The organism is Pseudoxanthomonas sp. Root630 (genome assembly GCF_001427585.1).
GTDB lineage: Bacteria > Pseudomonadota > Gammaproteobacteria > Xanthomonadales > Xanthomonadaceae > Pseudoxanthomonas_A.
In genome coordinates this window covers 752,672-777,339 of the sequence record NZ_LMGY01000012.1, presented here as the reverse complement: position 1 = coordinate 777,339, position 24,668 = coordinate 752,672, and the positions used below count along the sequence as shown (strand labels likewise).

The window sequence follows — 24,668 nt, the reverse complement described above, 5'->3', positions numbered from 1 at the left end:
TCCGACCCTGCGACGCGCCCATCGCTCAGGGACGCTGGCGTCCGTCGCGGTATCCTGTACCCATGTCGTCCCCCGCACTTGAAACGCTGCTGCGCGTCTTCGGCTACAGCGCCTTCCGTGGCCACCAGCAGGCCATCGTCGAACACCTCGCCGCCGGCCACGATGCCCTGGTGCTGATGCCCACGGGCGCCGGCAAGTCGCTGTGCTACCAAGTGCCCGCGCTGCTGCGCGAGGGCACCGGCATCGTCGTCTCGCCGCTGATCGCCCTCATGCAGGACCAGGTGGACGCACTCCGCCAGTTGGGCGTGCGCGCGGCGTTCCTGAACTCCTCGCTGGCCGCCGACGAGGCCGTCCAGGTGGAGCAGGCCTTGCTGCGTGGCGAGCTGGACCTGCTGTACGTGGCGCCGGAAAGGCTGTTGACCGGGCGCTTCCTGTCGCTGCTGGACCGCAGCCGGATCGCGCTGTTCGCCATCGACGAAGCGCACTGCGTCTCGGCGTGGGGCCACGACTTCCGTCGCGAGTACCTGGAACTGACCCTGCTGCACGAGCGCTGGCCGGACGTACCGCGCATCGCGCTGACGGCCACCGCCGATCCGCCCACGCAACGCGAGATCGCCGAGCGGCTGAACCTGGTGGACGCCCAGCGCTTCGTCAGTTCGTTCGACCGCCCCAACATCCGCTACACCGTGGTGCAGAAAGACAACGCACGCCACCAGCTGCGCGACGTGCTGCGCAAGCACCGTGGCGAGGCCGGCATCGTCTACTGCCTGTCGCGCAAGCGGGTCGAGCAGTTCGCCGACTACCTGGCCGAACAGGGCTTCAATGCCCTGCCCTACCACGCCGGCCTGGATGCGGAGGTGCGCGCGCACAACCAGCGGCGGTTCCTGCGCGAGGACGGCATCGTCATGGTGGCGACGATCGCCTTCGGCATGGGCATCGACAAGCCCGATGTGCGCTTCGTGGCCCACGTGGACCTGCCGAAGTCGATGGAGGGCTACTACCAGGAGACCGGCCGCGCCGGCCGCGACGGCGAGGCCGCCGAAGCCTGGCTCTGCTACGGGCTGGGCGATGTGGTGCTGCTGAAGCAGATGATCGAGCAGTCCGAAGCCGGCGAGGAGCGCAAGCGCCTGGAACGCCGCAAGCTGGACCAGTTGCTGGGCTACTGCGAATCCACCCAGTGCCGCCGGCAGGTACTGCTGGCCGGCTTCGGCGAGGTGTACCCGCACGACTGCGGCAACTGCGACAACTGCCTGAGTCCGGCCGAGACCTGGGACGCCACCGAAGCCGCGCAGAAGGCGCTGAGCTGCGTGTACCGCAGCGGCCAGCGCTTCGGCGTGAACCACGTGATCGACGTACTGCGCGGCAGCGAGAGCGAGCGCATCCGCCAGTGCGGCCACGACCACCTGACCACCTACGGCATCGGCAAGGACCTGGATGCCACCGCGTGGCGCAGCGTGTTCCGGCAATTGGTCGCCTGCGGCCTGCTGGAGGTGGAGGCCGAGTTCGGCAGCCTGCGCCTGACCGAAGGCAGCCGCTCGGTGCTGCGCGGCGAGCGCCGCCTGCAGCTGCGCAAGGAACAGCGCGAGCGGCGCGAACGCGACCGCAGCCCCCGCAGCGGCGTGGCCGTGGAGGCCGTCGACCTGCCCCGCTTCCAGGCCCTGCGCGACCTGCGCGCCCAACTGGCACGCGAACAGAACGTGCCGGCCTACGTCATCTTCCACGACAGCACGCTGCGCAACATCGCCGAACAGCAGCCCGCCACGCTCGACGACCTGGCGCGCGTCGGCGGGATCGGTGGCGCCAAGCTGGCACGCTACGGCGAGCGTGTGCTGGAAGCCCTCGGCGCCACCGGCTGACGTTCCTGCGCCGGCCGGCCACCCATCAGCCGGCGTTCAATCCACGACTGCTAGCGTGCGGTGCAGGTGCCCCCACGGCACGCCACTTCCAGGAGCCTTCCATGAAGACGTTCCCGTTCGCATTGCTGGCCCTGATGACTGCGCCTGCCTGGGCGCAACAGAGCGCCGAGGCCCTCGATCTCGCCCTGCCCAACGCCAGCGCCTACGCGAACGATGCGCCGGGCACCTGGTACGGCGACCGCCAGGCCGCCACGCCGAAGGGGCAACGCGCCGAAACCCCGATCGATCCCTGCGCCTGGTACGGCGATGACGACGGCGACGGCGTGTCCGGCAGCATCACCACCGGCATCGGCTACAGCAAGGGCCATGGCCGCAGCACCTACAACGCGGCCAACCTCAACCTGTGCAAGACCACGTACAACGACGAAGGCAAGCCGCGCACGTTCAATCTCGACATCAACGTCAGTCGCTCCGACGGCCCCGGTTACTACTACGGTCCCGGTTATGGCCCCGGACCGATGATGCGGGGCGCACCGCGGCCCTGATCTGCCGTCAGCCGCGCGTCGCCGGACGCGCGGCACCCGCCACGCACAGCAGCAGCACGACGAGCAGGCCGAACGCAATAGGCAACGACGTCGCCTTGGCGACGAAGCCCAGCGCCGCCGGCCCCAGCAGGACCCCCGCATAGCCCATCGTCGTGACGGCGGCCACCGCCAGGTGGGTGGGCATGTCGCGCTGGCGCCCGGCGGCCGAGAACATCACCGGCACCACGTTCGCCGCGCCTGCACCGACCAGCGCGAATCCCGCCAGGCCCGCCATCGGCGATGTGGACAGGATGGCCAGGGTGAATCCCGCCGCGGCGACCAGCGCACCGCAGACCACCACGCGGAACGCACCCAACGCCTGCACGATGCGGTCGCCGGTCAGGCGACCGAGGGTCATCGTCACCGCGAAGGCGACATAGCCGAAGCCCGCAGTCGCGGGGTCGGCGTGGCGCACCGTGCTGAGGAAGACCGCGCTCCAGTCGAGCACCGCGCCTTCGGACAGGAACATCGCGAAGCACACCGCGCCCACCAGCAACACGCGACCACGCGGCAGCACGAAGGCCGGATGATCGCCGTCGCCACCCCGCGCCAGCAGGCCGCCGCGCGCATACGCCAGCAGCAGCGCCGCGAGCACGGCGGTGCCGCCGATCGCGAGCAAGGGCGAGGCCCCCAGCGCCAGCGCGCCGGCCACGCCACCGGCGCCGGCGATCCCGCCGACGCTGTACATGCCGTGGAAGCCGGACATCATCGCGCGCCCGCTGGCGCGCTCGACGATCACCGCCTGCACGTTCATCACCACGTCCAGTACACCCAGGCTGGCGCCGAACACGGCCAGCGCCACGGCCAGCATCGGGATCGAGGGGGCCAACATCAACGCCGGCATGCACAGGCAGATCATCGCGCCCGCGACGAGAATCGTGCGGCGGCAGCCGAAGCGTGCGGCCAGTCCGCCCGCCAGCGGCATCATCAACACAGAGCCGACGCCCAGGCACAGCAGCATCAAGCCGAGTTGTGCATCGTCGAGTGCGAGCCGCCGCTTGGCGAAGGGAATCAGCGGCGCCCAGGCGGACACCGCGAAGCCGCCGATGAAGAAGGCGATACGCGTGGCGATGCGTTCGCGCGCGCCGGGCCCGTCCGCGGTCATGCCGCCGTGGGCGGCTGCGTCATCGGGAATCGACATGCCGGATCAGGACGCGAGCAGTTCGAACTGCACCGCATCGCCCGCAGTCGCGGACGGCGCGACCCACAGGTCGAACAGGCCGGGCTCCGCCGCGAGCTGGTTGTCCACGCCGTGGAAGGCAAGGTCCGCACGGGTCAGGGTGAACGCGACATCCCGCGACTGCCCGGCACCCAGCGCGATCTTGCAGAACCGCTTCAGTTCGCGCACCGGCCGCACGCGGCTGGCGGTGCGGTCGCGCAGATAAAGCTGCACGACTTCCTCGCCATCGCGCGCGCCGCTATTGGTGATGCGTGTGCGGATCGTCAGCGTGTCGTCCCAGCCGAGCTGCGTGGCGTCGAGGTGCGGGACGCCGTAATCGAAGCGCGTGTACGTCAGGCCATGTCCGAACGGATACAGCGCCGCATGGCTGACTTCGCGCCAGCGCGTCTGGAAGAAGCGCGGCGTGCCCGGCACGTTGGGACGGCCGGTGGCGGGGTGATTGTAGAAATACGGCTGCTGGCCCGCGTCCTGCGGAAAGCTCACCGGCAGGCGCGCGGACGGGTTGTAATCGCCGAACACCACATCGGCCACCGCCGGCCCGGTCTGCGTACCGAGGAACCAGCCGACCAGCACCGCCTGCGCATCGCGCACGGCGCCTTCCAGCGCCAACGCACGGCCATTGCGCAGCACGACGACGACCGGCGTACCGGTTGCGGCGACGGCTTCGGCCAGCGCCTGCTGCACGGCGGGAATGACGATCTGCGTACGCGACTGCGCCTCGCCTGAGAATTCGTGCGGCTCGCCCAGGGCCAGCAGCACGACATCGGCCTGGCGCGCGGCCACGACCGCGGCGTCGATGCCGCCCTCGATCGTCTCTTCGATGCCGCTGCCGGGCACGACGACGAGCGCGGTCGGATCATCCAGCGCGGCACGCAGGCCGGTTTCCAGATCGACCATGCGCGAGGCATCGCCGAAGATGTTCCAGCAGCCGCCGAGGTTGGCGGTGTCCTGCGCGAACGGCCCGATCAGCGCGATGCGCTGGCCGGCCTTCTTCAACGGCAGCACGTCGCCTTCGTTCTTCAGCAGGACGATCGAACGCCGTGCGCAGTCTCGCGCCAGGGCGTCGTGCGCCGGAATGTGCGACTGATCCGCTTCGCGCGCGGCGTCCAGGCAGCGGTACGGATCATCGAACAGGCCGGCGACCGCCTTGACGTGCAGCACGCGGCGCACGGCCTCATCGACCTCGGCCAGCGAGAGCCTGCCTTGTTCGACCAGTGCGGCCACATGGTTGGCGTACACGCCGCTCTGCAGGCTCATGTCCAGGCCGGCCGACAGCGCTTTCTGCGCGGCATCCGCCTCATCGGCCGCGTAGCCGTGCGCGATCAGTTCCAGGTCCGAAGTGTAGTCGGACACGACGAAGCCTTCGAACTTCCACTCGCCGCGCAGGATGTCGGTCAGCAGTTCGCGGTTGGCCGACGCCGGCACGCCGTTGATGTCGTTGAACGAACTCATCAACGTCAATGCGCCGGCATCGATCGCGGCCTTGAACGGCGGCAGGTGCACATCGCGCAGCGTCTGCGGCGCCATGTCCACGAAGTTGTAGTCCAGGCCGGCGGAGATCGCGCCGTAGGCGGCGAAATGCTTCGGCGTGGTCAGCAGCGAATCGGGCGCGGTCAGGTCGTCGCCCTGGAAGCCGCGCACGCGGGCCGCGGCGAACTCGCACGACAGGTGCACGTCCTCGCCCGACGTTTCCGCCACCCGGCCCCAGCGCTGGTCGCGCGCGATGTCCACCATCGGCGCGAACGTCCAGTGGATGCCGGTCGCCGTGGCTTCCTTGGCGGTGGCGCGCGCGGTGCGCTCGGCGAGGTCGGGCTCGAAGCTGGCGGCTTCGCCCAGCGGAATCGGAAACACGGTGCGCATGCCGTGGATGACATCGGCGCCGAGCAGCAGCGGAATGCCCAGGCGGCTTTCCTCCACTGCGATGCGCTGCGCTTCGCGGCCTTCCGCTGCGCCCACGCCGTTGAACAGGGCACCGACACGACCAGCGCGGATCTGCTGGCGAACCTGCTCGGCATCGCGCGCGAACGTCTCCGGGTTGACCTCGAAGGCGAACGGCCGCAGCGCATCGGCGAACGCGCCGAGCTGGCCGATCTTCTCTTCCAGCGTCATCTCGGCGATCAGTCCCTCGATCCTGCGCTGATGCGGCATGTAAGCGGTCCTCCCGGGAACGCGGGTGTTACGGGGGAGCCATTATGAAAACGTTTACAGTCACGGTCAAACCCGCCGCTGGCGCCCCGATTGCCCGTCCCGGCCCCGTCGCAGAAGGCTCAACCTGCCATGCCGGCATGGCGCAGGAGCGCGTCGATCCGCGGCGCCCGGCCCCGGAACGCCCTGAAATTCTCCGCCGCGCCGCGGCTGCCGCCGCGGGCCAGGATTTCATGGCGGAAGCGCGCACCCGTCTCGGCCACCTTGTCGGGGGCCTCCTCGAAGGCCTCGTAGGCGTCCGCGCTCAGCACTTCGGCCCACTTGTAGCTGTAGTAGCCCGCCCCATAGCCGCCCGCGAAGATGTGGCTGAACTGGTGGGGGAAGCGGTTCCATTCCGGCGGCAGGTTCACGGCGACCTCGGCACGCACCCGGTCGAGCAACGCCAACACCGTATCGCCGGCGGCGTCGAAGCCGCTGTGCAGCTGCATGTCGAACAGACCGAATTCCAGCTGCCGGACCGTGGCCATGCCGCTCTGGTAGTTCTTCGCCGCGACCATCTTGTCGAACAGCGCGCGCGGCAAGGGCTCGCCGCCGTCCACGTGCGCGGTCATGGCCTGCACGCGCGACCACTCCCAGCAGAAGTTCTCCATGAACTGGCTGGGCAGCTCCACCGCATCCCACTCGACGCCGTTGATGCCGGCCACGCCGAGTTCGCCGACCTGGGTGAGCAGCTGGTGCAGTCCGTGTCCCATCTCGTGGAACAGCGTGGTCACGTCGTTGTGGCTGAAGGTCGCCGGCTTGCCATCCACGCCCTTGCCGAAATTGCAGACCAGGTAGACCAGGGGCGTCTGTTCGCCGCGCGTCGTCGTGCGGCGATTGCGGCAATCGTCCATCCACGCACCGCCGCGCTTGCCTTCACGCGCGTACAGATCCAAGTAGAACTGGCCCACCAGCGCGCCCGCGCCGTCCACCAGGCGGTAGAAGCGCACGTCCGGGTGCCAGGTCGGTGCCGTGTCCTGTTCCACCTGCAGGCCGTAGAGGTCGCCGATCACGCAGAACAGGCCCTTCAGCACGGCCGGTTCGGTGAAGTACTGCTTCACTTCCTGCGCGGAGAAGCTGTAGCGCGCCTGCTTGAGCTTTTCGCTCGCATACGCCAGATCCCAGGCCTCTACGGTTTCCAGTCCGAGGTGTTCGCCTGCGAAGGCTTCCAGTTCGGCGCGGTCGCGCTGCGCATGCGGCTTCGCGCGCGCAGCCAGGTCGCGGAGGAAATGCAGCACTTCGTCCGGCGTATCGGCCATCTTGGTGGCCAGCGAATACGCGGCGTAGCTGGGGAAGCCCAGCAGCGTCGCCAGTTCGGCGCGCAGCGCCAGAATGCGGTCGATCAACGTGGAATTGTCGAGCGCGTCGTTCTCGGCCAGTTCCGAAGCGCGCACCGCATTGGCGTGGTACAGCGTCTCGCGCAACGCGCGGTCGTCGGCATAGGTCTGCACCGGCAGGTAGCACGGCATCTGCAGGGTGAACTTCCAGCCGGGCTCGTCGTCGGCCTTGGCCGCGGCGCGCGCCGCGGACACCACGTCGGGCGGCAAGCCGCCGAGGTGCTGCTTGTCCTTGATCCAGAACTCGTACTCGTCGGTGGCATCGAGCACGTTCTGCGAGAACTTGGCCGACAGGCTGGCGAGTTCCTCCTTCACTTCGCCGAAGCGCGTCTTCTGTGCCTCCGGCAACTCCGCGCCACCCAGGCGGAAATCGCGCAGCGCGTTCTCCAGCACCTTCCGCCGCGCATCGTCGTACTGCGCGGCCTCGGGCGCATCGCCGAGGGCGCGGTACTGGCGGTACAGCGCGAGGTTCTGCCCCAGCGCGCTCCAGAAGCGCGTCACCTTCGGCAGCAGCGCGTTGTAGGCACCGCGCAGCGCGGGCGTGTTCACCACCGCCTCCAGATGGGTCACCTGGTTCCAGGCACGGGCGAGACGTTCGGTCGCGTCATCGAGCGGCACGACGAAGGTATCCCACGCCACTGGCGCGACCGCCTCGGCGGCCGCGACCGCGGCTTCCGCGTCGGCCAGCAACCGGTCGATGGCGGGTGCGATGTGTTCGGCACGGATTTTGTCGAAACGCGGCAGGCCGGAGAAGTCGAGCAACGGATTGGTCATGGGAACACCTTCGGAAATGGGATCAGGCCGGCCACTGCGCGTGGGCGAGGACCGGCAGGCAGCGACCGGCGACGGCCGCGGCGATGGCATCGTCGCTCTCCACCATGGGGATGCCGCGCGCGAGATACCAGTCCCGGTTGTAGTAGCTGTGCGCGTAGCGTTCACCGCTGTCGCACAGAATGCTGACGATGGAGCCGCCCTGCCCCGCCGCACGCATGCGCTCCGCGACGGCCAGCACGCCCACCATGTTGGTGCCGGTGGAGCCTCCGACGCGGCGCCCCAGCACCGCGCTGACGTGGCGCATCGCCGCCAGGCTCAGGGCATCGGGGACCTTCACCATGGCGTCGATGCAGGCGGGGATGAAGCTCGGCTCGACGTGCGGCCGGCCGATGCCCTCGATGCCGGAACCCCGTTCGCAGGTGAGCTGGTCGTCCTGCTGCCCGTCGCAGGCGCCACGGTAGTGATCGAAGAACACCGAGTGCTCGGGATCGGCGCACAACACCCGGGTCGGATGGCGGCGATACCGTACGTAGCGGCCGAGCGTGGCGCTCGTGCCACCGGTCCCCGCGCTGCAGACGATCCACGCGGGGACGGGGTGCGGTTCGGCCTCCATCTGCCGGAAGATGGCTTCGGCGATGTTGTTGTTGGCCCGCCAGTCCGTCGCCCGTTCGGCATAGGTGAACTGGTCCATGAAGTGCCCGCCCGTCTCGCGGGCGAGTTGGCGCGACACTTCATTGATCGCGCCGGCTTCTTCGACCAGGTGGCATCGGCCGCCCTGGAACTCGATCGCGGCGATCTTGTCCGGCGAAGTCGAGGACGGCATGACGGCGATGAACGGCAGGCGCAACAGGCGCGCGAAGTACGCCTCGGACACGGCCGTCGAACCGCTCGACGCCTCGACCACCGGCGCGCCCTCGCGCAACCATCCATTCGACAACGCATACAGGAACAGCGAGCGTGCGAGCCGGTGCTTGAGGCTGCCGGTCGGGTGGCTGGATTCGTCTTTCAGGTAGACATCAATGCCCGGGAAGCCGGGCAAGGGCATCGGAATCAGATGGGTGTCGGCGGACCGGTTGAAGTCCGCTTCGATGCGCTGGATCGCCTGCGCCGTCCAGTCGCGCGCTGCCATGGTCACGCGGTTTCCTCTGCTGCGCCGCATGGGCCCGGCGCCAAGTGCCCAAGCTTAGCAAACCCGGCCCGATCCGAACTGGCTCGGCACCCGGACGAAGCTGCCGTGGGAGGGCGCACGGGGCGCCCTCCCTGGCGGATCAGGAACGATCCCGGTCGATCAGTTCGTTGTACTGACGGACCATCTCATCGAACTGCCCCGTGTCGCCACCGGCCTTGATCTGCCGATACGCGCCGAGCAACGACATCATGTCGTCATAGGCGCCCATTTCCTCGCCATGCTGCTCGCCATCGGTCTTCGCGTCGAGCTGCGCCTTGATCCTGGTCGCACTGTCCTCGACCTGCTTGGCCAGCGCATCGGCCTGCTTCATCTTGCCAGCATCCTCGAAGTCGGAAGCCTTGTCGAACAGGGCGAGCAGATCATTGGCCGCGTAGGTGCCCTTCTTGATGTCGACCCACGTGGTCTGGCCATCGGCTTGCAGGCGGGCGAGCACCTTGGTCCGATTGGCCCGCTCGATAGCGTCCAGCTCATCGGAGAGTGCATCGAAATCACCGTTCAGCTGCGCCCAACGCCGGGTGAATTCGGCGTCCATCGCCTTCGCCTTCGCCAGGTTGTCCTCGAGATATTTCTTGGAGTCGATGTAGCCATCGAGATCCGTGGCCTGTTTGAACAGCACCTCGCCGTTGGCCACCATTTTCTCGACGACCTGGTCGACCTTGGCGGTATCCGCGCCGCCGGAAAGCGCCAAGCCCTTCTTCAGATTCCCCAGGCTGTTGCGCAACATGCTGGTATTCAAGTACACGACCAACCGCGTATCGGCGTTGGCCGACGTCATGCCCGCGATGTCCTGCGCCTTGTAGTCCTCCAGCAGGCCGTCCAGGCCCTTGGTACTGCCGTAGAACATGCCCGCCATGTCGTTGTAACCCTTCGTGTAGGCATTGACCTTCTCGACACTTCGCTGTTCGGCATCGACCGTCTCGACGCCCGCACTCTCGCCGGCGCCCGCGCCTGCGTCCGTTCGTGGATCGGTTTTGTCGCAAGCAACCAATGTCATTGCCGCGGCCACGACCATGACCCACACCTTCCCTGCACTCATCCTCTTGCTCCCCGATAGGTAGGATTTGCCGATGCGTCGCAACCGATGCATCGCACTTGACATCGCACGTGTACCATCCGGAAAAATGTGAGCTGAAACAGCCGGATAGCCATGCACAGGCTACCGGTTTATCGCGTGCGGCAATGCTGTATTTCAGGCCAGATGCATCACATTAGCGATCATCCTGGCATCGCAAGCGGCACGCGCTTCTTCGTGATCAGTAGACCTGCGACAACGCCGCCACCACCCGATTCCGCGAGAAGAGATCGACCGCTGTCCGTGTCGTGTTGCCCGCCGTGCGGACACATGCAGCGCTTCGATCGGGCGACACCAGTGGGACGTCACGCGGACCGGGACTGCATCGTCAGGATTCGCATGCGTGCTGAGCAGCGCTTTGCGACCGTATCGCGGGTGCCCGCGACGGCATGTGCGACTGAGTCCGAGTGGTGGGCCGTGAAGGATTCGAACCTTCGACCAAAAGATTAAAAGTCTTCTGCTCTACCGACTGAGCTAACGGCCCGGAAACGCATCCCGGCCTTGCACCGGGACGCGCATTCTAGCGCATCGTCCGCGAGGGCGCGAAATCCGGCTGGTTCACGCGTAATGCGTGGGGTCCGGCACGCCCGCGTCGGCGAAGCCGGCGGCACGCAGGCGGCAGGCATCGCAATGCCCGCAGGCGCGGCCCTGCTCGTCGGCCTGGTAGCAGGACACGGTCTGGGAGAAATCCACGCCCAACCGCATGCCCTCGCGCACGATGTCGGCCTTGCTCAGGCGCAGCAGCGGCGCGTGGATACGCAGGCCGGCGCCTTCCACGCCCGCCTTGGTGGCGAGGTTGGCGAGCTTTTCGAAGGCTTCGATGAACTCCGGGCGGCAATCCGGGTAGCCGGAATAGTCCACCGCGTTGACGCCACAGAAGATATCGCTGGCGCCCAGCACCTCGGCCCAGCCCAGCGCGACGGACAGCATGATCGTGTTGCGCGCCGGCACATAGGTGACGGGAATGCCGGGGCCGCCGGCCTCGGGCACGTCGATGTCGTCGGTCAGCGCCGAGCCGCCGATGCTGCGCAGGTCCACATGCACGATCTTGTGCGCGACCGCGCCAAGCGACTGCGCCACGCGCGCGGCCGCGTCGAGTTCGGAGGTGTGCCGCTGGCCGTAGCGCACGCTGAGCGCGTGCACGGCGAAGCCCTGTTCGCGGGCGATCGCGACAACGGCGGCGGAGTCCATGCCTCCGGATAACAGGACGACGGCATTCTTCATGGCGTGGTGCTTCGTGGGGTGAGGGGTAGGCTACCGCAGGCGCTGCGTCAGCGCCCCGGCTCGTCGTTCCACAGCAGCTTGTGCAGCTGCATCTGGAAGCGCACGGGCAGGCGGTCGGCGACGATCCAGTCGGCCAGGTCGCGCGGATCGAGTTCGCTCTTGCTGGGCGAGAACAGCACGTCGCAGCGTTCGGCCAGGCGATGTTCGGCCAGCATGCCGCGCGCCCACTCGTAGTCCTCGCGTCCGCACAGCACGAACTTCACCTGGTCGCGCGCGGTGAGCAGCGGCAGGTTCTCCAGCCGGTTGCGCGCCATTTCCTTCGAACCGGGCGTCTTCAGGTCGACCACGCGCGACACCCGCGGGTCCACGCCGGCGATGTCGATCGCGCCGGAGGTTTCCAGCGAAACGTCGTAGCCGGCATCGCAGAGTTTCTGCAGCAGCAGCAGGCAGCGTTTCTGCGACAGCGGCTCGCCGCCGGTCACGCAGACGTGCCTTACGCCCTGGCGCGCGACCTCGGCGACGATGTCGTCGATCTCCCACCATTGCCCGCCGTGGAACGCGTAGGCCGTGTCGCAGTACTGGCACCGCAGAGGGCAGCCGGTCAGGCGCACGAATACCGTCGGCCAGCCGACCGCATTCGCCTCGCCCTGGAGCGAGAGGAATATTTCGGTGATCTTGAGGCGTTCCAGCGGGGACTGGACGATCTCGCTCGGGCGGGCGGCGTCGTTCATGGGGTGCGCATGATACGCCCTGTCGGCCCGGCAGCCCGCAGGGGCACCGGACGCGGCGGGGTCAGCGCAAGCGGCCGAGCTGGATGGCGCGCAGGCGGTCGTCGGCCGTGCGGGCGACGTCGGTGCCCGGGTACTTGGCGATGACCTCGCCCAGCGTGCGCTCGGCTTCGGGCAGCTTGCCCAGCCCGTAGTCGCACAGGCCCAGCTTCAGCAGCGCGCCGGAGGCCTTGTCGTGGGTCGGGTACTGCGCCAGCAGTGCGCGGAACTGATCCGCGGCCAGCGCGTAGTTCTGGGTGACGTAATAGCTCTCGCCCAGCCAGTAGAGCGCGTTGGGCGCATAGACACCGGACGGATAGAGCTGCAGGAAACTGGTGAACAGCTGCGCGGCATCGGCGTAGTCGCCGGCCTTCAGCTTGTCGAACGCGACGTTGTAGGCGGTGCGCTCGTCGCCGGTGGCGGACATCGCGCCCATGTCGCCATGCACGCTCGGCGGACGTTCGGCGGTGGTGGCGCCAGAGGCCGGCACGGTGGCCGGCTTCGGTGCCGTGCCCAGCGGCGGGGTCGTCGAGGCGGGCGCAGGCGCTGTCGGCGTGGCGCTGCCTTCCAGGCGATTGAGCCGACCATCCAGATCCAGGTACTGGTCGCGGTTGCGCTGCTTGAGCTGCTCGTTCTCGTTCTGCAGCTGCTCCAGCTGCGCCCGCAGTTCGCGCAGCTCGGATTCCTGCTGCGTGACCTTGTTGAGCAGGTCGAGGTTCTGCTGGGGATTGTTGGCCTTCGCTTCCAGCGCGGCGACGCGGTCGGCCAGGCTCACGCGCTGTGCGTGGGCGGGTGCGGCGGCCACGAGGGCCGCCGCGAGGACCAGCATGTACTTCTTCGCGATCATCGTGATGACGACGGCTTACTTCGCCGTGTACACGATCTCGACGCGACGGTTCTGCGACCAGCAGGACTCGCTGGAATCGGTGCAGACCGGACGCTCTTCGCCGTAGCTGACCACGGTCAGCTGGCTGGCCGAACCACCGGCCGCCTGCAGGGCCGAGTTCACGGCGTTGCCGCGGCGCTCGCCCAGGCCCAGGTTGTACTCGCGGCTGCCGCGCTCGTCGGCGTGGCCTTCCAGCGAGATGCGCGAGGACGGACGGTCGCGCAGGTACTTGGCGTGGCAACCCATGATGGCCTGGAACTCCGGCTTCAGGGCGTCCTGGTCGAGGTCGAAGTACACCACGCGCTGGCGCAGGCAGGCGTCGGTGTCGAGGTCACCCGGGCCGTACACGCCCGAGGTGGTCGGGGTGGTCGGGGTGGTCGGCGTCGTGGTGGTGGTATCGGTCGGTGCTTCCGGCTTGACAGCCTTCTTACAGCCGGCCAGCACAGCGACCGACATCAGGGACAGCATCAGAACACGGGTGGTGTTGTTCATGGTCATTCCTTGCGTCGTTGGAACAGGGGGATCAGGGGTTCGACATTGTAGACATAAACTTAACGCGCAGTGCGATAGGGCGACCACGCCGGTTCGCGGACGTCGGCGTTGGCCACGACCAGACGCTGGCGTACGCGGGCGTCCGCCGAGACTGCGTACAGCACACCACGTCCGCCTTCGCGCGCCGCATAGAGCACCATGCTGGCGTTCGGGGCGAAGCTCGGCGATTCGTCCAGCGAACCCGGCGACAGCGACGACCAGCGGGCGCCGCCCAGGCTGCTATCCATCAGGGCGATGCGGTAGTTGTTGCCTGAGCCCTGCACCACGGCGATCTTCTTGCCGTCGAAGGAAACGCTCGCGGTCGCGTTGTAGGTGCCTTCGAAGGTCACGCGGCTCGCGCTGCCGCCGCCAGCGGGCACGCGGTAGATCTGCGGGCGGCCGCCGCGGTCGGAGGTGAAATAGAGGGTGCCGCCGTCCGCGCTCCACACCGGCTCGGTGTCGATGGCGGAGGTGTTGGTCAGCTGGCGCAGCGAGCGGCTGCCCAGGTCCATCACGTAGATCTCGGGGTTGCCGCTGCGCGACAGGGTGAGCGCCAACTGGCGGCCATCCGGCGAGAACGACGGCGCCCCGTTGATGCCGCGGAAGCTGGCCACCTTCTCGCGCGCGCCAGTGGAGATGTCCTGGATGTAGATCGCCGAGTTGCCGCCCTCGAAGCTGACGTAGGCCAGCTTGCGGCCATCCGGGCTCCACGACGGCGACAGCAGCGGTTCGGCCGAGCGCACCACGGTCTGCGGGTTGTAGCCGTCCGAGTCGGCCACCATCAGCGCGTAGCGGGTCGCCTTGCCGGTGCCGGCGGCGGTCACGTAGGCGATGCGGGTCCAGAACGCGCCGCGCACGCCGAGGATCTTCTCGTAGATGGCATCGGCCATCTGGTGGGCGACGTCGCGCAAGGCGTTGGCGCGGGCGGTCATCGCCAGGCCGAGCATGCGCTCCTGCTTGGCCACGTCGAACAGTTCGTACTCCACGCGGTAGCTGCCATCGCCGGCGTCCACCACGCGGCCGACCACGATGTAGTCCTGGCGCAGCGCGCGCCAGGTCGGGTACTGGAGTTCGCTGCCACGGGTCGGACGTTCGGTGATGCTGGCTTCCGGCAGGGTGCGGAAGGCGCCGGAGCGCTCCAGGTCGGAGCGGACCACATCGGCAACGTCGGTGGGCGGCGCAGCGGCGGAGCCCTGGTACGGCATCGGCACAACCGTGATCGGGAGCGCCGAGGCGTTGCCGCCGATGATGTCGATCTCCAGACCCTGCTGCTGGGCAGCGGCCAGGACCGGGGCGAGCGTGAAGAGAACGAGGGCGAACCAGCGCAGCGACTTCATCATGGGCACGGCAACTCTGCGGTTGGGCGGGGCTGCAAAGGGATACCAGCCTCCGCGTGAACGTTTTAACAATTGTGAACGAGGGGCGCCGAAACGCCGTGTGAAGTCAGCGGTCCCGGGCCTCGAAGTTCAAGGTCAGGGTCCGGGCGAATACAGATTCGTAGCCCCGGTACGGCAGCGGTTGGGCTTTCAGCACCGCGCGCTCGACCGAATCCTGGCCCGCGGCATCCATCGCACAGCCCGGTTGGACCTCAGCGCTGACGACTTCGCCACCCGGCAACTGGCGGATCACGACCTTGCATCGGGTCCCCACCGGGACCGATTCGGGCCGGGTCCATTGCCTGAGCACCGCGTCCTGGATGGCTGCCGCGTAGCGGCCGCGCAGGTCTTCGTCGGTGCCGCCGTTGCCGGTCGGACTGGTGGCCGCGGGCGCGGGTGTGGCCGCCGCCGCACCCGCGGCCTGACGCGCACGCGCATCAGCCAACTGGCGGAGCTTCTGTTCGGCCAGTTGGGCTTCGCGCGACGCCTGGGCGCGCTGGCGACGGATTTCCTCCAGCCGCTTCTTGTCGGCCTCCGCCTTCTGCTGCGCCTCGGTCGCGATGCGCTTCTGGCGGTCTTCTTCCTGCTGCGCGGCGAGGCGGCGTTGCTGTTCGGCCTGCTCCTGGCGCTTGCGCTCGGTCAGGTCGATCTGCTCCTGGCGGCGCTTGGCTTCCTGCTCCTGCAGGGCTTTTTCCTGCGAGATCGCATCCAGCCGCGCCTCGTCCTGTTCGGTTGTGTCGGGAACAGGCACGCGTTCCTGCGCCTCGGCCTGGCGTTCGACCGGCGCATCCTGCGGGGCGGGTTCGGGGATCGGCTGCGGCGGCGGCACCGTGTCTTCCGGCGCCGGCTCTTCCACGGGCTCGGGCATCGGTGCGGGGGTGAAATCCAGCGCGCGTTCGACCGCGCGTTGATCGGCCGCCGACGCATCCAGCGTGGCTTCCATCGTCGGTGCGCCGGCCGCGTTGAGGCGGTCGCGGTCCCATGTCAGCAAGGGCGACACGATGAGCAGTACGGCCAGCAACAGATGCAGGCCGACCGCCCAGGCGACCGCCCTGCCCAGCCCTTCGTCGCGTTGGGCCGGATGGCGCGGGGCGACGTCAGCGTGCATTGCCACCCGCGTTGGTCATCAGACTGACGTTGCTGACCTTGGCGCGACGGAGCACGTCCATCGCGTCCAGCACCTTCTGGTACGGCGCCGATCCTTCGGCGGCCACCATGATGCGCAGTTCGTTGCCCTGCTCGCCCCGGATCGCGGCGACCCTGGCTTCCAGCGCGGCGGCGTCCAGCACCTCCGGCTGCTTGGCTTCAGGCAGCTTCAGGCCGAAGCGACCGTCGGGATAGGCGATGACGATGATGGGCTCGTTGCGCGTCTCGACCGCCTTCGCATTCGAAGACGGGAGCTTGACGTCCACGCTGAGCGTCAGCAGCGGCGCGGTGACCATGAAGATGATCAGCAGCACGAGCATCACGTCGATGTACGGCACGACGTTGATCTCGGACTTCAGCTTGCGGCGCTTGCGATGGAAGATGCTTCCGGCCATGGGGAGCTCCGCTTATTCGCCCGAGTTCTGGCGCTGCAGGATCGAGCTGAACTCCTCGGCGAAGCTCTCGTAGCGCACCGACAGGCGCTCGACGCGCGTGGTGAAGCGGTTGTAGGCCCACACCGCGGGGATCGCCACGAACAGGCCGATCGCCGTCGCGAACAGCGCTTCGGAAATGCCGGGCGCCACCGCCGCGATACCGGCCTGCTCGCCGCTGTTGAGCATGTCGTGCATGGTGACCATGATGCCGAACACGGTACCCACCAGGCCCACGTAGGGCGCGGTGGAGCCGATGTTGGCGAGCAATTCCAGGTTGCGCTCGAGCTGGTCGACCTCGCGCGTATAGGTCACGCGCATCGCGCGCTGCGCGCCTTCGAGTTGCGCGCGTCCGTCCAGGCCGCGCTTGTCGCGCAGGCGGGTGAACTCGCGGAAGCCGGCTTCGAAGATCGCCTCCAGCCCGGTGACGACGCGATTGCGGTCGGCGGCACCGGCATAGAGCTTGTGCAGCTCGGCGCCGGACCAGAACCGGCCTTCGAACTCGTCGGCATCGCGGTTGGCGGTCTTGAACACCCGCGCCTTGCGGAAAATGATGATCCAGCTGATCAGCGAGCCGGCCAGCAGCAGCAGCACGATCAGCTTGACCGGCAGACTGGCCTTCAGCATCAGGTCGATGTAGTTGATCCCGCTGTGCACGGTCTCGGCCGTCGCCTGGGCGGCAGCGGCGGCGGTTTCCGGCGGCAGCGCCTCCACCACGGTGTCCTGGAAGGCCAGCAGCGTTGCGATCATCCGTCGTTCCTCGATTCTCGTGTTGTCTTGCGTGTCGGTTAAAGCGGTGGGCCCGGTGTCTCGAGCCGGCGGAACTCTTCGTACAACGTGTCGGGAAGCGCAACGGGTCTGAACCCGGATGCGCTCAGTGCCGCGACCTTGACCTCGGCGGTGAGCAACCGCTCACCATCGCGCTCGATCGTCTGGGCGAACACCACGCTGGCCCGCTTGCACTGGTGGATGCGCGCGGTCACCTGCAGCAGGTCGTCCAGCCGTGCGGGGCGCAGGAAATCCAGGCGCATCGCACGGACAGCGAACACCAGGTCGTGGGTCTGGCGCAGTTGCTCCTGGTGATGACCGCGGGCCCGCAACCATTCGGTACGGGTGCGCTCCAGGAAGGCCACATACTGCGCGTGGTAGACCACGCCACCGGCGTCGGTATCTTCCCAATAGACGCGTGTCGGAAAGATGAACGGGGCCGCATCCGCGGCGATCATCGGGGAATCCGTCGTCAAAACATGCGCTCCCGCACGGAATCGTGCATACCAACCTGCGACCAGTGGATCAGAACAGTTCGCCGCCGGCCTCGCCCGGCTCCGGCACCCGTCCCTTCGGCGTCAGCCCCAGGTGCAGGTAGGCCTTGCGCGTCGCCATGCGGCCGCGCGCGGTACGGATCAGGAAGCCCTGCTGGATCAGATACGGCTCGATGACATCCTCGAGCGTGCCCCGCTCTTCGCTGAGTGCGGCGGCCAGCGATTCCACGCCGACGGGCCCGCCATCGAAACTGTCGATGATCGTGCGCAGCATGCGGCGGTCGAGTTCGTCGAAGCCTTCCGGATCGACCTTCAGCATCTGCATGGCGGCGCGCGCCACGTCCGTGTCGATATGGCCGTTGGCCTTGACCTGCGCGTAGTCGCGCACGCGGCGCAGCAGGCGGTTGGCGATGCGTGGCGTACCGCGGGCGCGGCGCGCGATCTCGGCCGCACCTTCGGGTTCGCAGTCCATGCCCAGGATGCGCGCGGAGCGCTGCACGATGCGGGTGAGCTCTTCCGGCGTGTAGAACTCCAGTCGCTGCACGATGCCGAAGCGGTCCCGCAGCGGCGCGGTCAGCAAGCCGGCGCGGGTGGTGGCGCCGATCAGAGTGAACGGCGGCAGGTCGAGTTTGATCGACCGGGCCGCGGGACCCTCGCCGATCATGATGTCGATCTGGAAGTCTTCCATCGCCGGGTACAGCACTTCCTCGACGACGGGCGAGAGGCGGTGGATTTCGTCGACGAACAGCACGTCGTGCGGCTGCAGGTTGGTCAGCAGCGCCGCGAGATCGCCGGCCTTCTCGATCACCGGGCCCGAGGTCGTCCGCAGGTTCACGCCCAGCTCGTTGGCGATCACATGGCTCAGCGTGGTCTTGCCGAGACCGGGGGGACCGAAGATCAGCACGTGGTCGAGCGCCTCGCCGCGCCCTTTCGCCGCCTGGATGTAGATGTCCAGCTGTTCGCGCACCGGCTTCTGGCCGAGGTACTCGTCCAGCCGCTTGGGCCGGATGCTGGCCTCGATGGCGTCGTCTTCGCGGGTGGCGGAGGAATCGATGATGCGGTCGGCGGTCATGGCGCCATTATGACGGACGGGCTGCGCTTGCGGCCGTGGATCAGGCCGCAGCGACAGGCCCGGATCTCATCCCGCGCGTCAGCCGCTCGTACGAGGCATGCCACAGCCATTCCAGTGGCCCCCGCTTCGCATGCCGCTGCCACAGGTGGGCGAACAGCATGACGCAGGCCGCGACCGCGACGTAGGCGGCAATCGTCACCGGTACCGATGCGGCGTCCGGGACGCGCCGTGCCAGCCCCAGTCCCCAGTCGTAGCAGAGCGCGGACGCCAGCAGGTTCTGCAGCACGTAGCCACTCAATGCCATGCGACCCACCTCGGCCAGTCGCCGCCCGAGGAAGCCGGGCACCGGCCGCCGCTGGAACGCCTCCGCGACGGCCGCCAGCAATCCCATCGCCACGAGCGGTGCGGTGCCGTAGCGGCCGGCCATGATGCCCGCTTCGCCTCCGAACACACCCAGCGCCATGTCGACGGGCCACGCCAGCCCCAGGCCGATGCCCATCAGCCAACGGCGCAGGCGCGCACCGCGCGCCTCGAACACACCCGCATCGAGCAGGCGCGCTCCGATCAGGAACAACGCCACGCTCATCGGTGCGATGAAGATCATTTCCTGGCGGAACAGCCAGACGTGGTCGATCCGCGCCATCACCAGGTCCCACCAGCTCGCGTTGACCGCTGCCGTGGCGACGGCGGGTTCGGCCGCAAGCTGGTCGCCCCACAGCACCATCGCGATCACGATGAGGCCCAGGAACATCAGGTGGACGGCAGCGGCCATGGCCAGCCAGGCCCACCGACCCCGCGCGCCGGCCTTCAACATGAAGGCCACGACCATCGACGTGAGCGCATACCCCATCAGCACATCGAATTCGACGACGAACAGATAGTTCAGCACGCCATCGACGAACAGCAGCAGCGCGCGCACCAGGTACGGACCCGGCCATCGGATGCCCGTCGCCGCCGCGGCGCGCTGCTGCAGGGCGATGCCCATGCCGAACATCAGCGCCAGCAGCCCGAGGAACTTGCCCTGGGTCAGCTGTTGCAGCGCCAGCACGGCCCAATGCGCGTCCGAGGCCTGCCCCCAGCCCGACTCCATGTAACCGAGCAGGCCGCCGGGATACATGAAGACCCAGATGTTGGTACCCAGCGTGCCCAGGATGGCGATACCCCGCAGCACGTCGAGCACGGTCAGGCGGTCATGCGGCGGCATCCTGCGTCCTTGCGTGGGCGACGGCCGAGTGTACGGCAGCGCCCCGCACGCGGCGCGCGGTCAGATTTCGACCTGCGCGCCCAGTTCCACCAGGCGGTTGCCCGGGATGCGGAAGAAGCCGGTCGCCGGCGCGGCGTTGCGGTGCATGGCGGCGAACAGTTTGTCGCGCCAGATCGGCATGCCGCCCTGGCGGCTCGCCACCACGGTTTCGCGGCTGGCGAAGTACGTGGTTTCCATGGGATCGAAATACACACCGCCCTGGTCGCAGGACCCCATCAGCGCCTGCGGCACGTCCGGCGTCTCGGCGAAGCCGTAGCTGATCACCACGCGGTAGAAGTCGTCGCCGATCGGTTCGATCTTCAACCGCTTCTTCTTCGGCGCATACGGCACGGTCAGCGTTTCCACCGTCAGGAACACGTTGCGCTCGTGCAGCACCTTGTTGTGCTTCAGGTTGTGCAGCAATGCATGCGGCACCACGCCCTTGTCGGCGGTGAGGAAGATCGCCGTGCCCGGCACGCGCACCGGCGGCGCCAGCATCAGGCCTGGCAGGAAGGTGTCGAGGCGAATGCCTTCCTTCTGCACCTCGCCATGCAACAGCTCGCGGCCGCGGCGCCAGGTGCGCATCATGGTGAAGGCGGTGATGCCGATGAACAGCGGCACCCACGCACCGATGCCGGTGACGAGCTTCGCACCGTTGGCGAACAGGAACGCCAGGTCGATCACCAGGAAGACGCCGCACAGCGGCAGCACCCAGCGGCGCGAATCCGGCCAGCGCGTGTACGCCACGATCGCCAGCAGCAAGGTGTCGATCAGCATGGTGCCGGTGACCGACAGGCCGTACGCCGTCGCCAGCGCGCCCGAGCTCTGGAAGCTCAGCACCAGCACGATCACCGCCAGGTACAGCATCATGTTGATCGAGGGCACGTAGATCTGGCCGATCGTGTCCTTCGACGTGTACTTGATGTGCAGGCGCGGCAGGTAACCCAGCTGGATCGCCTGGCGGGTGACGGAGAACGCACCGGTGATGACGGCCTGCGACGCCACGGCCGCCGCGGTAGTCGCCAGCACCAGCATCGGGATCTGCGCCCAGTCCGGGATCGACATGTAGAACGGGTTCGCCACCGCCTCGGGGTGGCGAAGCAGCACGGCACCCTGGCCGTAGTAGTTCAGCACCAGCGCCGGCAGCACGAAGCCGAACCAGCCCCAGCGGATCGGTTGTTTCCCGAAGTGGCCCATGTCCGCGTACAGCGCCTCGCCACCGGTCACCGTCAGCACCACCGCGCCGAGGATCAGCACCGCGTGCCAGTCATGGGTGACGAAGAAGTTCCAGGCCCAGAACGGATTCAGCGCGGCCAGTACCGAGGGGTTCTGGGCGATGTTGTAGACGCCGAACCCGGCCAGCACGATGAACCAGGTGATCATCACCGGCCCGAACGCCTTGCCCACCTTCGCCGTGCCGAAACGCTGCGCGGCGAACAGGCCGGTCAGGATCACCAGGCTGATCGGCACCACCCATTGCTTGAACACCGGCGACACCACTTCCAGGCCTTCGACCGCACCGAGCACGGTGATGGGCGGCGTGATCATGCCGTCGCCGAAGAACAGCGCCGCGCCGAAGATGCCGAGGATGCCCACCGTGTAGCTCAGCCGCGAGCCCTTGGCCAGGCTGCGCTGCGCCAGCGCGGTCAACGCCATGATGCCGCCCTCGCCGTCGTTGTCGGCACGCATGATGACGATGACGTACTTCAGCGTGACCACCAGCAGCAGGGACCAGAAGCCCAGCGACAGCAGGCCGCGGACGGTGTCCGGATCCGGCGTCAGGCCGAAGTGCGGGTGGAACATCTCCTTGATGGTGTACAGCGGGCTGGTGCCGATGTCGCCGAAGACCACGCCGACGGCGCCAGCCACCAGGGCGACCTTGCCGGCCTTCGAATGGCCGTGATGCCCGGCGTCGTGCGGAGATGAGGGGGTGGACATGGCGGCCGGAAGGGTAGCGCTGCGAAAGTGAAGGGCTGCTCTAGAGCTGCGGTCAGCGCAGGGCCGACTGCAACGCCTTGCGGATGATCGTGGCGGCATCGTCGCCCGGCGCGGTCGCATCGCGCGCCATGCGGGTCGCTTCGGCCGGCTTGTAGCCCAGCTGCTGCAGAGCGATGGTCGCTTCGGATTGCGGATCGGCCGGCAAGGTGCTGATGCCACCGACGCCGGTGCCCATCAAGTCGGCCGCGCGGTCGCGCAGTTCCACCACCATGCGTTCGGCGGTCTTCTTGCCGATGCCGGGGATGCGCGTCAGCGCGGTGACGTCGCCGGCCTGCACCATGCGCGCGAACTCGTCCACGCTGGCGCCGGACAACACGGCCAGCGCGATCTTCGCGCCGATGCCGCTGACCTTCTGCACGTCGCGGAACAGCCTGCGCTCGCCCTCGCGCAGGAAGCCGTACAGCGACACGCTGTCTTCCTTCTGTGCGTAATGGGTGAACAGCAGCACCTCGCGACCGACATCGGGCAGGTCGTAATGCGTACTCATCGGCGCTTCCAGCTCGTAGCCCACGCCGCCCACGTCGATCACCAGCCACGGGGGCGACTTGTACGCCAGGATGCCGCGAAGACGTCCGATCATTTCCTGCTCCAGGCCAGTTGCGAACTCACGCCGAGGCGTTTCGCCGTGGCGCGCACGTGCGCATGGGTGATGGCGACGGCCAGCGCGTCGGCGGCGTCGGCCTGCAGCTTGCCGTGCAGGTTGAGCATGATGCCGACCATGTGCTGGATCTGGTTCTTTTCGGCGCTACCGCGCCCGACGACGGCCAGCTTCACTTCCTTGGCCGCGTATTCGTGCACCGGCAGGTCGCGCAGCACCACCGCGCTGATCGCCGCGCCGCGCGCCTGCCCCAGCTTGAGGGCCGAATCGGGATTGCGCGCCATGAACACTTTCTCGATGGCGACTTCGTCCGGCTGCCAGGTGGTGATGATGGCGGTCAGGCCATCCAGCAGCACACGCAGGCGCTGCGGGAAATCTTCCGCGCCCAGCAGCACCAGCGGCGCGTGGTGGACATGGCTCACCTTGCCCGCCGCATCGACATCGATGATGCCGATGCCGGTGCGCTGGGAACCGGGGTCGATGCCGAGGATGCGGGTCACATCGCCTGCTTACGCGTACGCGTCCGCGCCCAGCTCGGCGTTGGAATAGACGTTCTGCACGTCGTCCAGGTCTTCCAGCATGTCCAGCAGCTTCTTCACCTGCAGGGCAGTCTCGCCTTCCACGCTGATGTCGTTGTCGGCACGGTAGGTGGTCTCGGCGTGGTCCGGCGCCAGGCCGGCGGCCGTCATCGCGTCCTTCACCGCCTGGAAGGCGTCCGGCGTGGTGACCACGTCGATCGATCCGTCGTCGGGATAGACCACGATGTCGTCGGCACCTGCCTCGATGGCCGCCTCGGTGATCTTCTCTTCATCGGCGCCCGGCGCGTAGCTCAACACCCCGAGGCGCTTGAACATGAAGGCTACCGAGCCTTCGGTGCCCATGTTGCCGCCGTGCTTGCCGAAGGCATGGCGCACTTCGGCCACGGTGCGGACACGGTTGTCGGTCAGGCAGTCGACGATCACGGCCACGCCGCCGGGGGCGTAGCCCTCGTAGCGGATCTCTTCGTAGACCACGCCTTCCAGCTCGCCGGTCGCCTTCTTGATGGCGCGCTCGATCACGTCCTTGGACATGTTCGCCGCCAGCCCCTTGTCCACCGCCACCCGCAGGCGCGGGTTGTTGGCAGGGTCGCCACCGCCGGCACGGGCCGCCACGCCGATCTCGCGGATGATCTTGGTGAAGATCTTGCCGCGCTTGGCGTCGGTGGCGTTCTTGCGGGCTTCGATGGACGGGCCTCTACCCATGGGGACTTCCGGAGTGCTCAGACAAGGGCGCGGATTATACGCGTCCCCATGCGGGCGCCGGTCACGCGTCCGTGAAGCGCCCCTGGCGCAGGAAATGTGCCGCCTGCCGGGCCGCATCGGCCGAGAACACCAGCCCGGTATGGCTGGCCGGGACCACGCAATGCGCTGCCAGGCCCGGCAACCGGGTCTCCTCCAACCCCACCGTGCCATCGGAATCGCTATCGAAACGGACGATCAGCCGGCCGATGCCACGGGCCACGTTGCCCGCCACCATCCCCACCGGCACCGCGCCCTGCCAGGGCGGGCAGCCGGCCTGCAGCAGCGTGCCGCTGCGACCGAGGATCGGCGCCGTCCAGGCGCGCTGGCCCAGGCTGCGCGCGGCGTCGCTGCCGAGCAGCGGCGAACCGAGACAGACCATGCGCTGCACCGGCAGGTCCGGCGCACGCCGCAAGGCTTCCAGCCCGATGAGCCCGCCCAGGCTGTGGCCGACCAGATGGGTCGGCGGCCCGCCCTGCAGCCGCTGGATCAGCGCGGTGATGGCGGGCTCCGGTCCGCCGAGGATGCTCGGGTACCCGAACACCTCCACGTCGAAGCCTTCAAGCCGCAGGCGCCGCGCGAGCGGCGTCAGCCAGGACTTCGCATTCCAGATGCCGTGCACCAGCACGACATGCGGCCTTGACCCCGCATCGATCTTTTCCATGGCGCCAGTCTGGCGGG

23 protein-coding genes and 1 tRNA gene are annotated in these 24,668 nt (G+C 68.0%); 2 read left to right on the top strand and 22 right to left on the bottom strand.

Features of this window, described 5'->3' with window-relative positions; translation table 11 throughout:
• Positions 1–62 precede the first annotated feature (62 nt).
• Together recQ and ASD72_RS09605 are read left to right on the top strand one after the other, a co-directional pair.
• Entirely contained in the window at positions 63–1,856 is a 1,794-nt protein-coding gene (recQ, locus tag ASD72_RS09610) for a DNA helicase RecQ (protein WP_056879673.1), read from the top strand.
• A 101-nt stretch (positions 1,857–1,957) separates the two neighbouring features.
• Complete coding sequence (locus ASD72_RS09605; protein ID WP_056879672.1) at positions 1,958–2,401, top strand: hypothetical protein; 444 nt, start codon at positions 1,958–1,960, stop codon at positions 2,399–2,401.
• 7 nt (positions 2,402–2,408) lie between these two features.
• On the opposite strand, the gene ASD72_RS09600 is transcribed toward ASD72_RS09605, so the two are convergent.
• The 22 genes from ASD72_RS09600 to ASD72_RS09495 all read right to left on the bottom strand — a co-directional run bounded on the left by ASD72_RS09600 (position 2,409) and on the right by ASD72_RS09495 (position 24,651).
• Entirely contained in the window at positions 2,409–3,581 is a 1,173-nt protein-coding gene (locus tag ASD72_RS09600) for an MFS transporter (RefSeq protein ID WP_235577984.1), read from the bottom strand.
• Positions 3,582–3,587: 6 nt separating this feature from the next.
• Entirely contained in the window at positions 3,588–5,768 is a 2,181-nt protein-coding gene (gene bglX, locus ASD72_RS09595; RefSeq protein ID WP_056879671.1) for a beta-glucosidase BglX, read from the bottom strand.
• A 119-nt stretch (positions 5,769–5,887) separates the two neighbouring features.
• The gene (locus ASD72_RS09590; RefSeq protein WP_056879670.1) at positions 5,888–7,915 is read right to left on the bottom strand and encodes a M3 family metallopeptidase; all 2,028 of its coding nucleotides are present in this window, start codon (positions 7,913–7,915) and stop codon (positions 5,888–5,890) included.
• Positions 7,916–7,937: 22 nt separating this feature from the next.
• Positions 7,938–9,044 (bottom strand): PLP-dependent cysteine synthase family protein, encoded by a 1,107-nt coding sequence (locus tag ASD72_RS09585; protein ID WP_056879669.1) that lies wholly within the window; start codon positions 9,042–9,044, stop codon positions 7,938–7,940.
• A gap of 139 nt (positions 9,045–9,183) precedes the next feature.
• The gene (locus tag ASD72_RS09580; RefSeq protein WP_162250371.1) at positions 9,184–10,140 is read right to left on the bottom strand and encodes a DUF3829 domain-containing protein; all 957 of its coding nucleotides are present in this window, start codon (positions 10,138–10,140) and stop codon (positions 9,184–9,186) included.
• Between the two features lie 444 nt (positions 10,141–10,584).
• Positions 10,585–10,660, bottom strand: a tRNA-Lys gene (locus ASD72_RS09575).
• Positions 10,661–10,734: 74 nt separating this feature from the next.
• A complete protein-coding gene (queC, locus tag ASD72_RS09570; RefSeq protein WP_056879667.1) occupies positions 10,735–11,400 on the bottom strand; it encodes a 7-cyano-7-deazaguanine synthase QueC in 666 nt (221 codons plus the stop codon).
• Positions 11,401–11,447: 47 nt separating this feature from the next.
• Complete coding sequence (gene queE, locus ASD72_RS09565; protein WP_056879666.1) at positions 11,448–12,131, bottom strand: 7-carboxy-7-deazaguanine synthase QueE; 684 nt, start codon at positions 12,129–12,131, stop codon at positions 11,448–11,450.
• A 61-nt stretch (positions 12,132–12,192) separates the two neighbouring features.
• Positions 12,193–13,014: a tol-pal system protein YbgF gene (ybgF, locus tag ASD72_RS09560; protein ID WP_081420249.1), complete on the bottom strand. Its 822-nt coding sequence runs from the start codon at positions 13,012–13,014 to the stop codon at positions 12,193–12,195.
• A gap of 15 nt (positions 13,015–13,029) precedes the next feature.
• The gene (pal, locus tag ASD72_RS09555) at positions 13,030–13,545 is read right to left on the bottom strand and encodes a peptidoglycan-associated lipoprotein Pal (protein ID WP_056879855.1); all 516 of its coding nucleotides are present in this window, start codon (positions 13,543–13,545) and stop codon (positions 13,030–13,032) included.
• Positions 13,546–13,604: 59 nt separating this feature from the next.
• Entirely contained in the window at positions 13,605–14,924 is a 1,320-nt protein-coding gene (gene tolB, locus ASD72_RS09550; RefSeq protein WP_056879665.1) for a Tol-Pal system beta propeller repeat protein TolB, read from the bottom strand.
• Positions 14,925–15,027: 103 nt separating this feature from the next.
• A complete protein-coding gene (tolA, locus tag ASD72_RS09545) occupies positions 15,028–16,068 on the bottom strand; it encodes a cell envelope integrity protein TolA (protein ID WP_056879664.1) in 1,041 nt (346 codons plus the stop codon).
• On the bottom strand, positions 16,058–16,501 hold the full coding sequence (locus tag ASD72_RS09540; protein WP_056879663.1) for an ExbD/TolR family protein: 444 nt from the start codon (positions 16,499–16,501) through the stop codon (positions 16,058–16,060). Before ASD72_RS09540 ends, tolA begins: the two co-directional genes overlap by 11 nt.
• A gap of 12 nt (positions 16,502–16,513) precedes the next feature.
• The gene (gene tolQ / locus ASD72_RS09535; protein WP_056879662.1) at positions 16,514–17,287 is read right to left on the bottom strand and encodes a protein TolQ; all 774 of its coding nucleotides are present in this window, start codon (positions 17,285–17,287) and stop codon (positions 16,514–16,516) included.
• A gap of 38 nt (positions 17,288–17,325) precedes the next feature.
• On the bottom strand, positions 17,326–17,763 hold the full coding sequence (ybgC, locus tag ASD72_RS09530) for a tol-pal system-associated acyl-CoA thioesterase (RefSeq protein ID WP_155944568.1): 438 nt from the start codon (positions 17,761–17,763) through the stop codon (positions 17,326–17,328).
• Positions 17,764–17,830: 67 nt separating this feature from the next.
• Positions 17,831–18,871, bottom strand: coding sequence for a Holliday junction branch migration DNA helicase RuvB (ruvB, locus tag ASD72_RS09525; protein WP_056879660.1), 1,041 nt, complete (start codon positions 18,869–18,871; stop codon positions 17,831–17,833).
• Between the two features lie 40 nt (positions 18,872–18,911).
• On the bottom strand, positions 18,912–20,075 hold the full coding sequence (locus ASD72_RS09520; protein WP_056879659.1) for a DUF418 domain-containing protein: 1,164 nt from the start codon (positions 20,073–20,075) through the stop codon (positions 18,912–18,914).
• A gap of 60 nt (positions 20,076–20,135) precedes the next feature.
• Positions 20,136–22,052 carry a potassium transporter Kup gene (locus tag ASD72_RS09515; RefSeq protein ID WP_056879658.1) on the bottom strand — a complete coding sequence of 639 codons (1,917 nt, stop codon included), beginning with the start codon at positions 22,050–22,052 and terminating at the stop codon, positions 20,136–20,138.
• Positions 22,053–22,104: 52 nt separating this feature from the next.
• Positions 22,105–22,692, bottom strand: coding sequence for a Holliday junction branch migration protein RuvA (gene ruvA / locus ASD72_RS09510; protein ID WP_056879657.1), 588 nt, complete (start codon positions 22,690–22,692; stop codon positions 22,105–22,107).
• Complete coding sequence (gene ruvC, locus ASD72_RS09505; protein WP_056879656.1) at positions 22,689–23,210, bottom strand: crossover junction endodeoxyribonuclease RuvC; 522 nt, start codon at positions 23,208–23,210, stop codon at positions 22,689–22,691. The genes ruvA and ruvC overlap by 4 nt, the downstream gene beginning before the upstream one ends.
• Before the next feature lie 9 nt (positions 23,211–23,219).
• Positions 23,220–23,951, bottom strand: coding sequence for a YebC/PmpR family DNA-binding transcriptional regulator (locus ASD72_RS09500; RefSeq protein ID WP_056879655.1), 732 nt, complete (start codon positions 23,949–23,951; stop codon positions 23,220–23,222).
• Between the two features lie 61 nt (positions 23,952–24,012).
• Positions 24,013–24,651 (bottom strand): alpha/beta fold hydrolase, encoded by a 639-nt coding sequence (locus ASD72_RS09495; protein ID WP_056879654.1) that lies wholly within the window; start codon positions 24,649–24,651, stop codon positions 24,013–24,015.
• Positions 24,652–24,668: the final 17 nt, after the last annotated feature.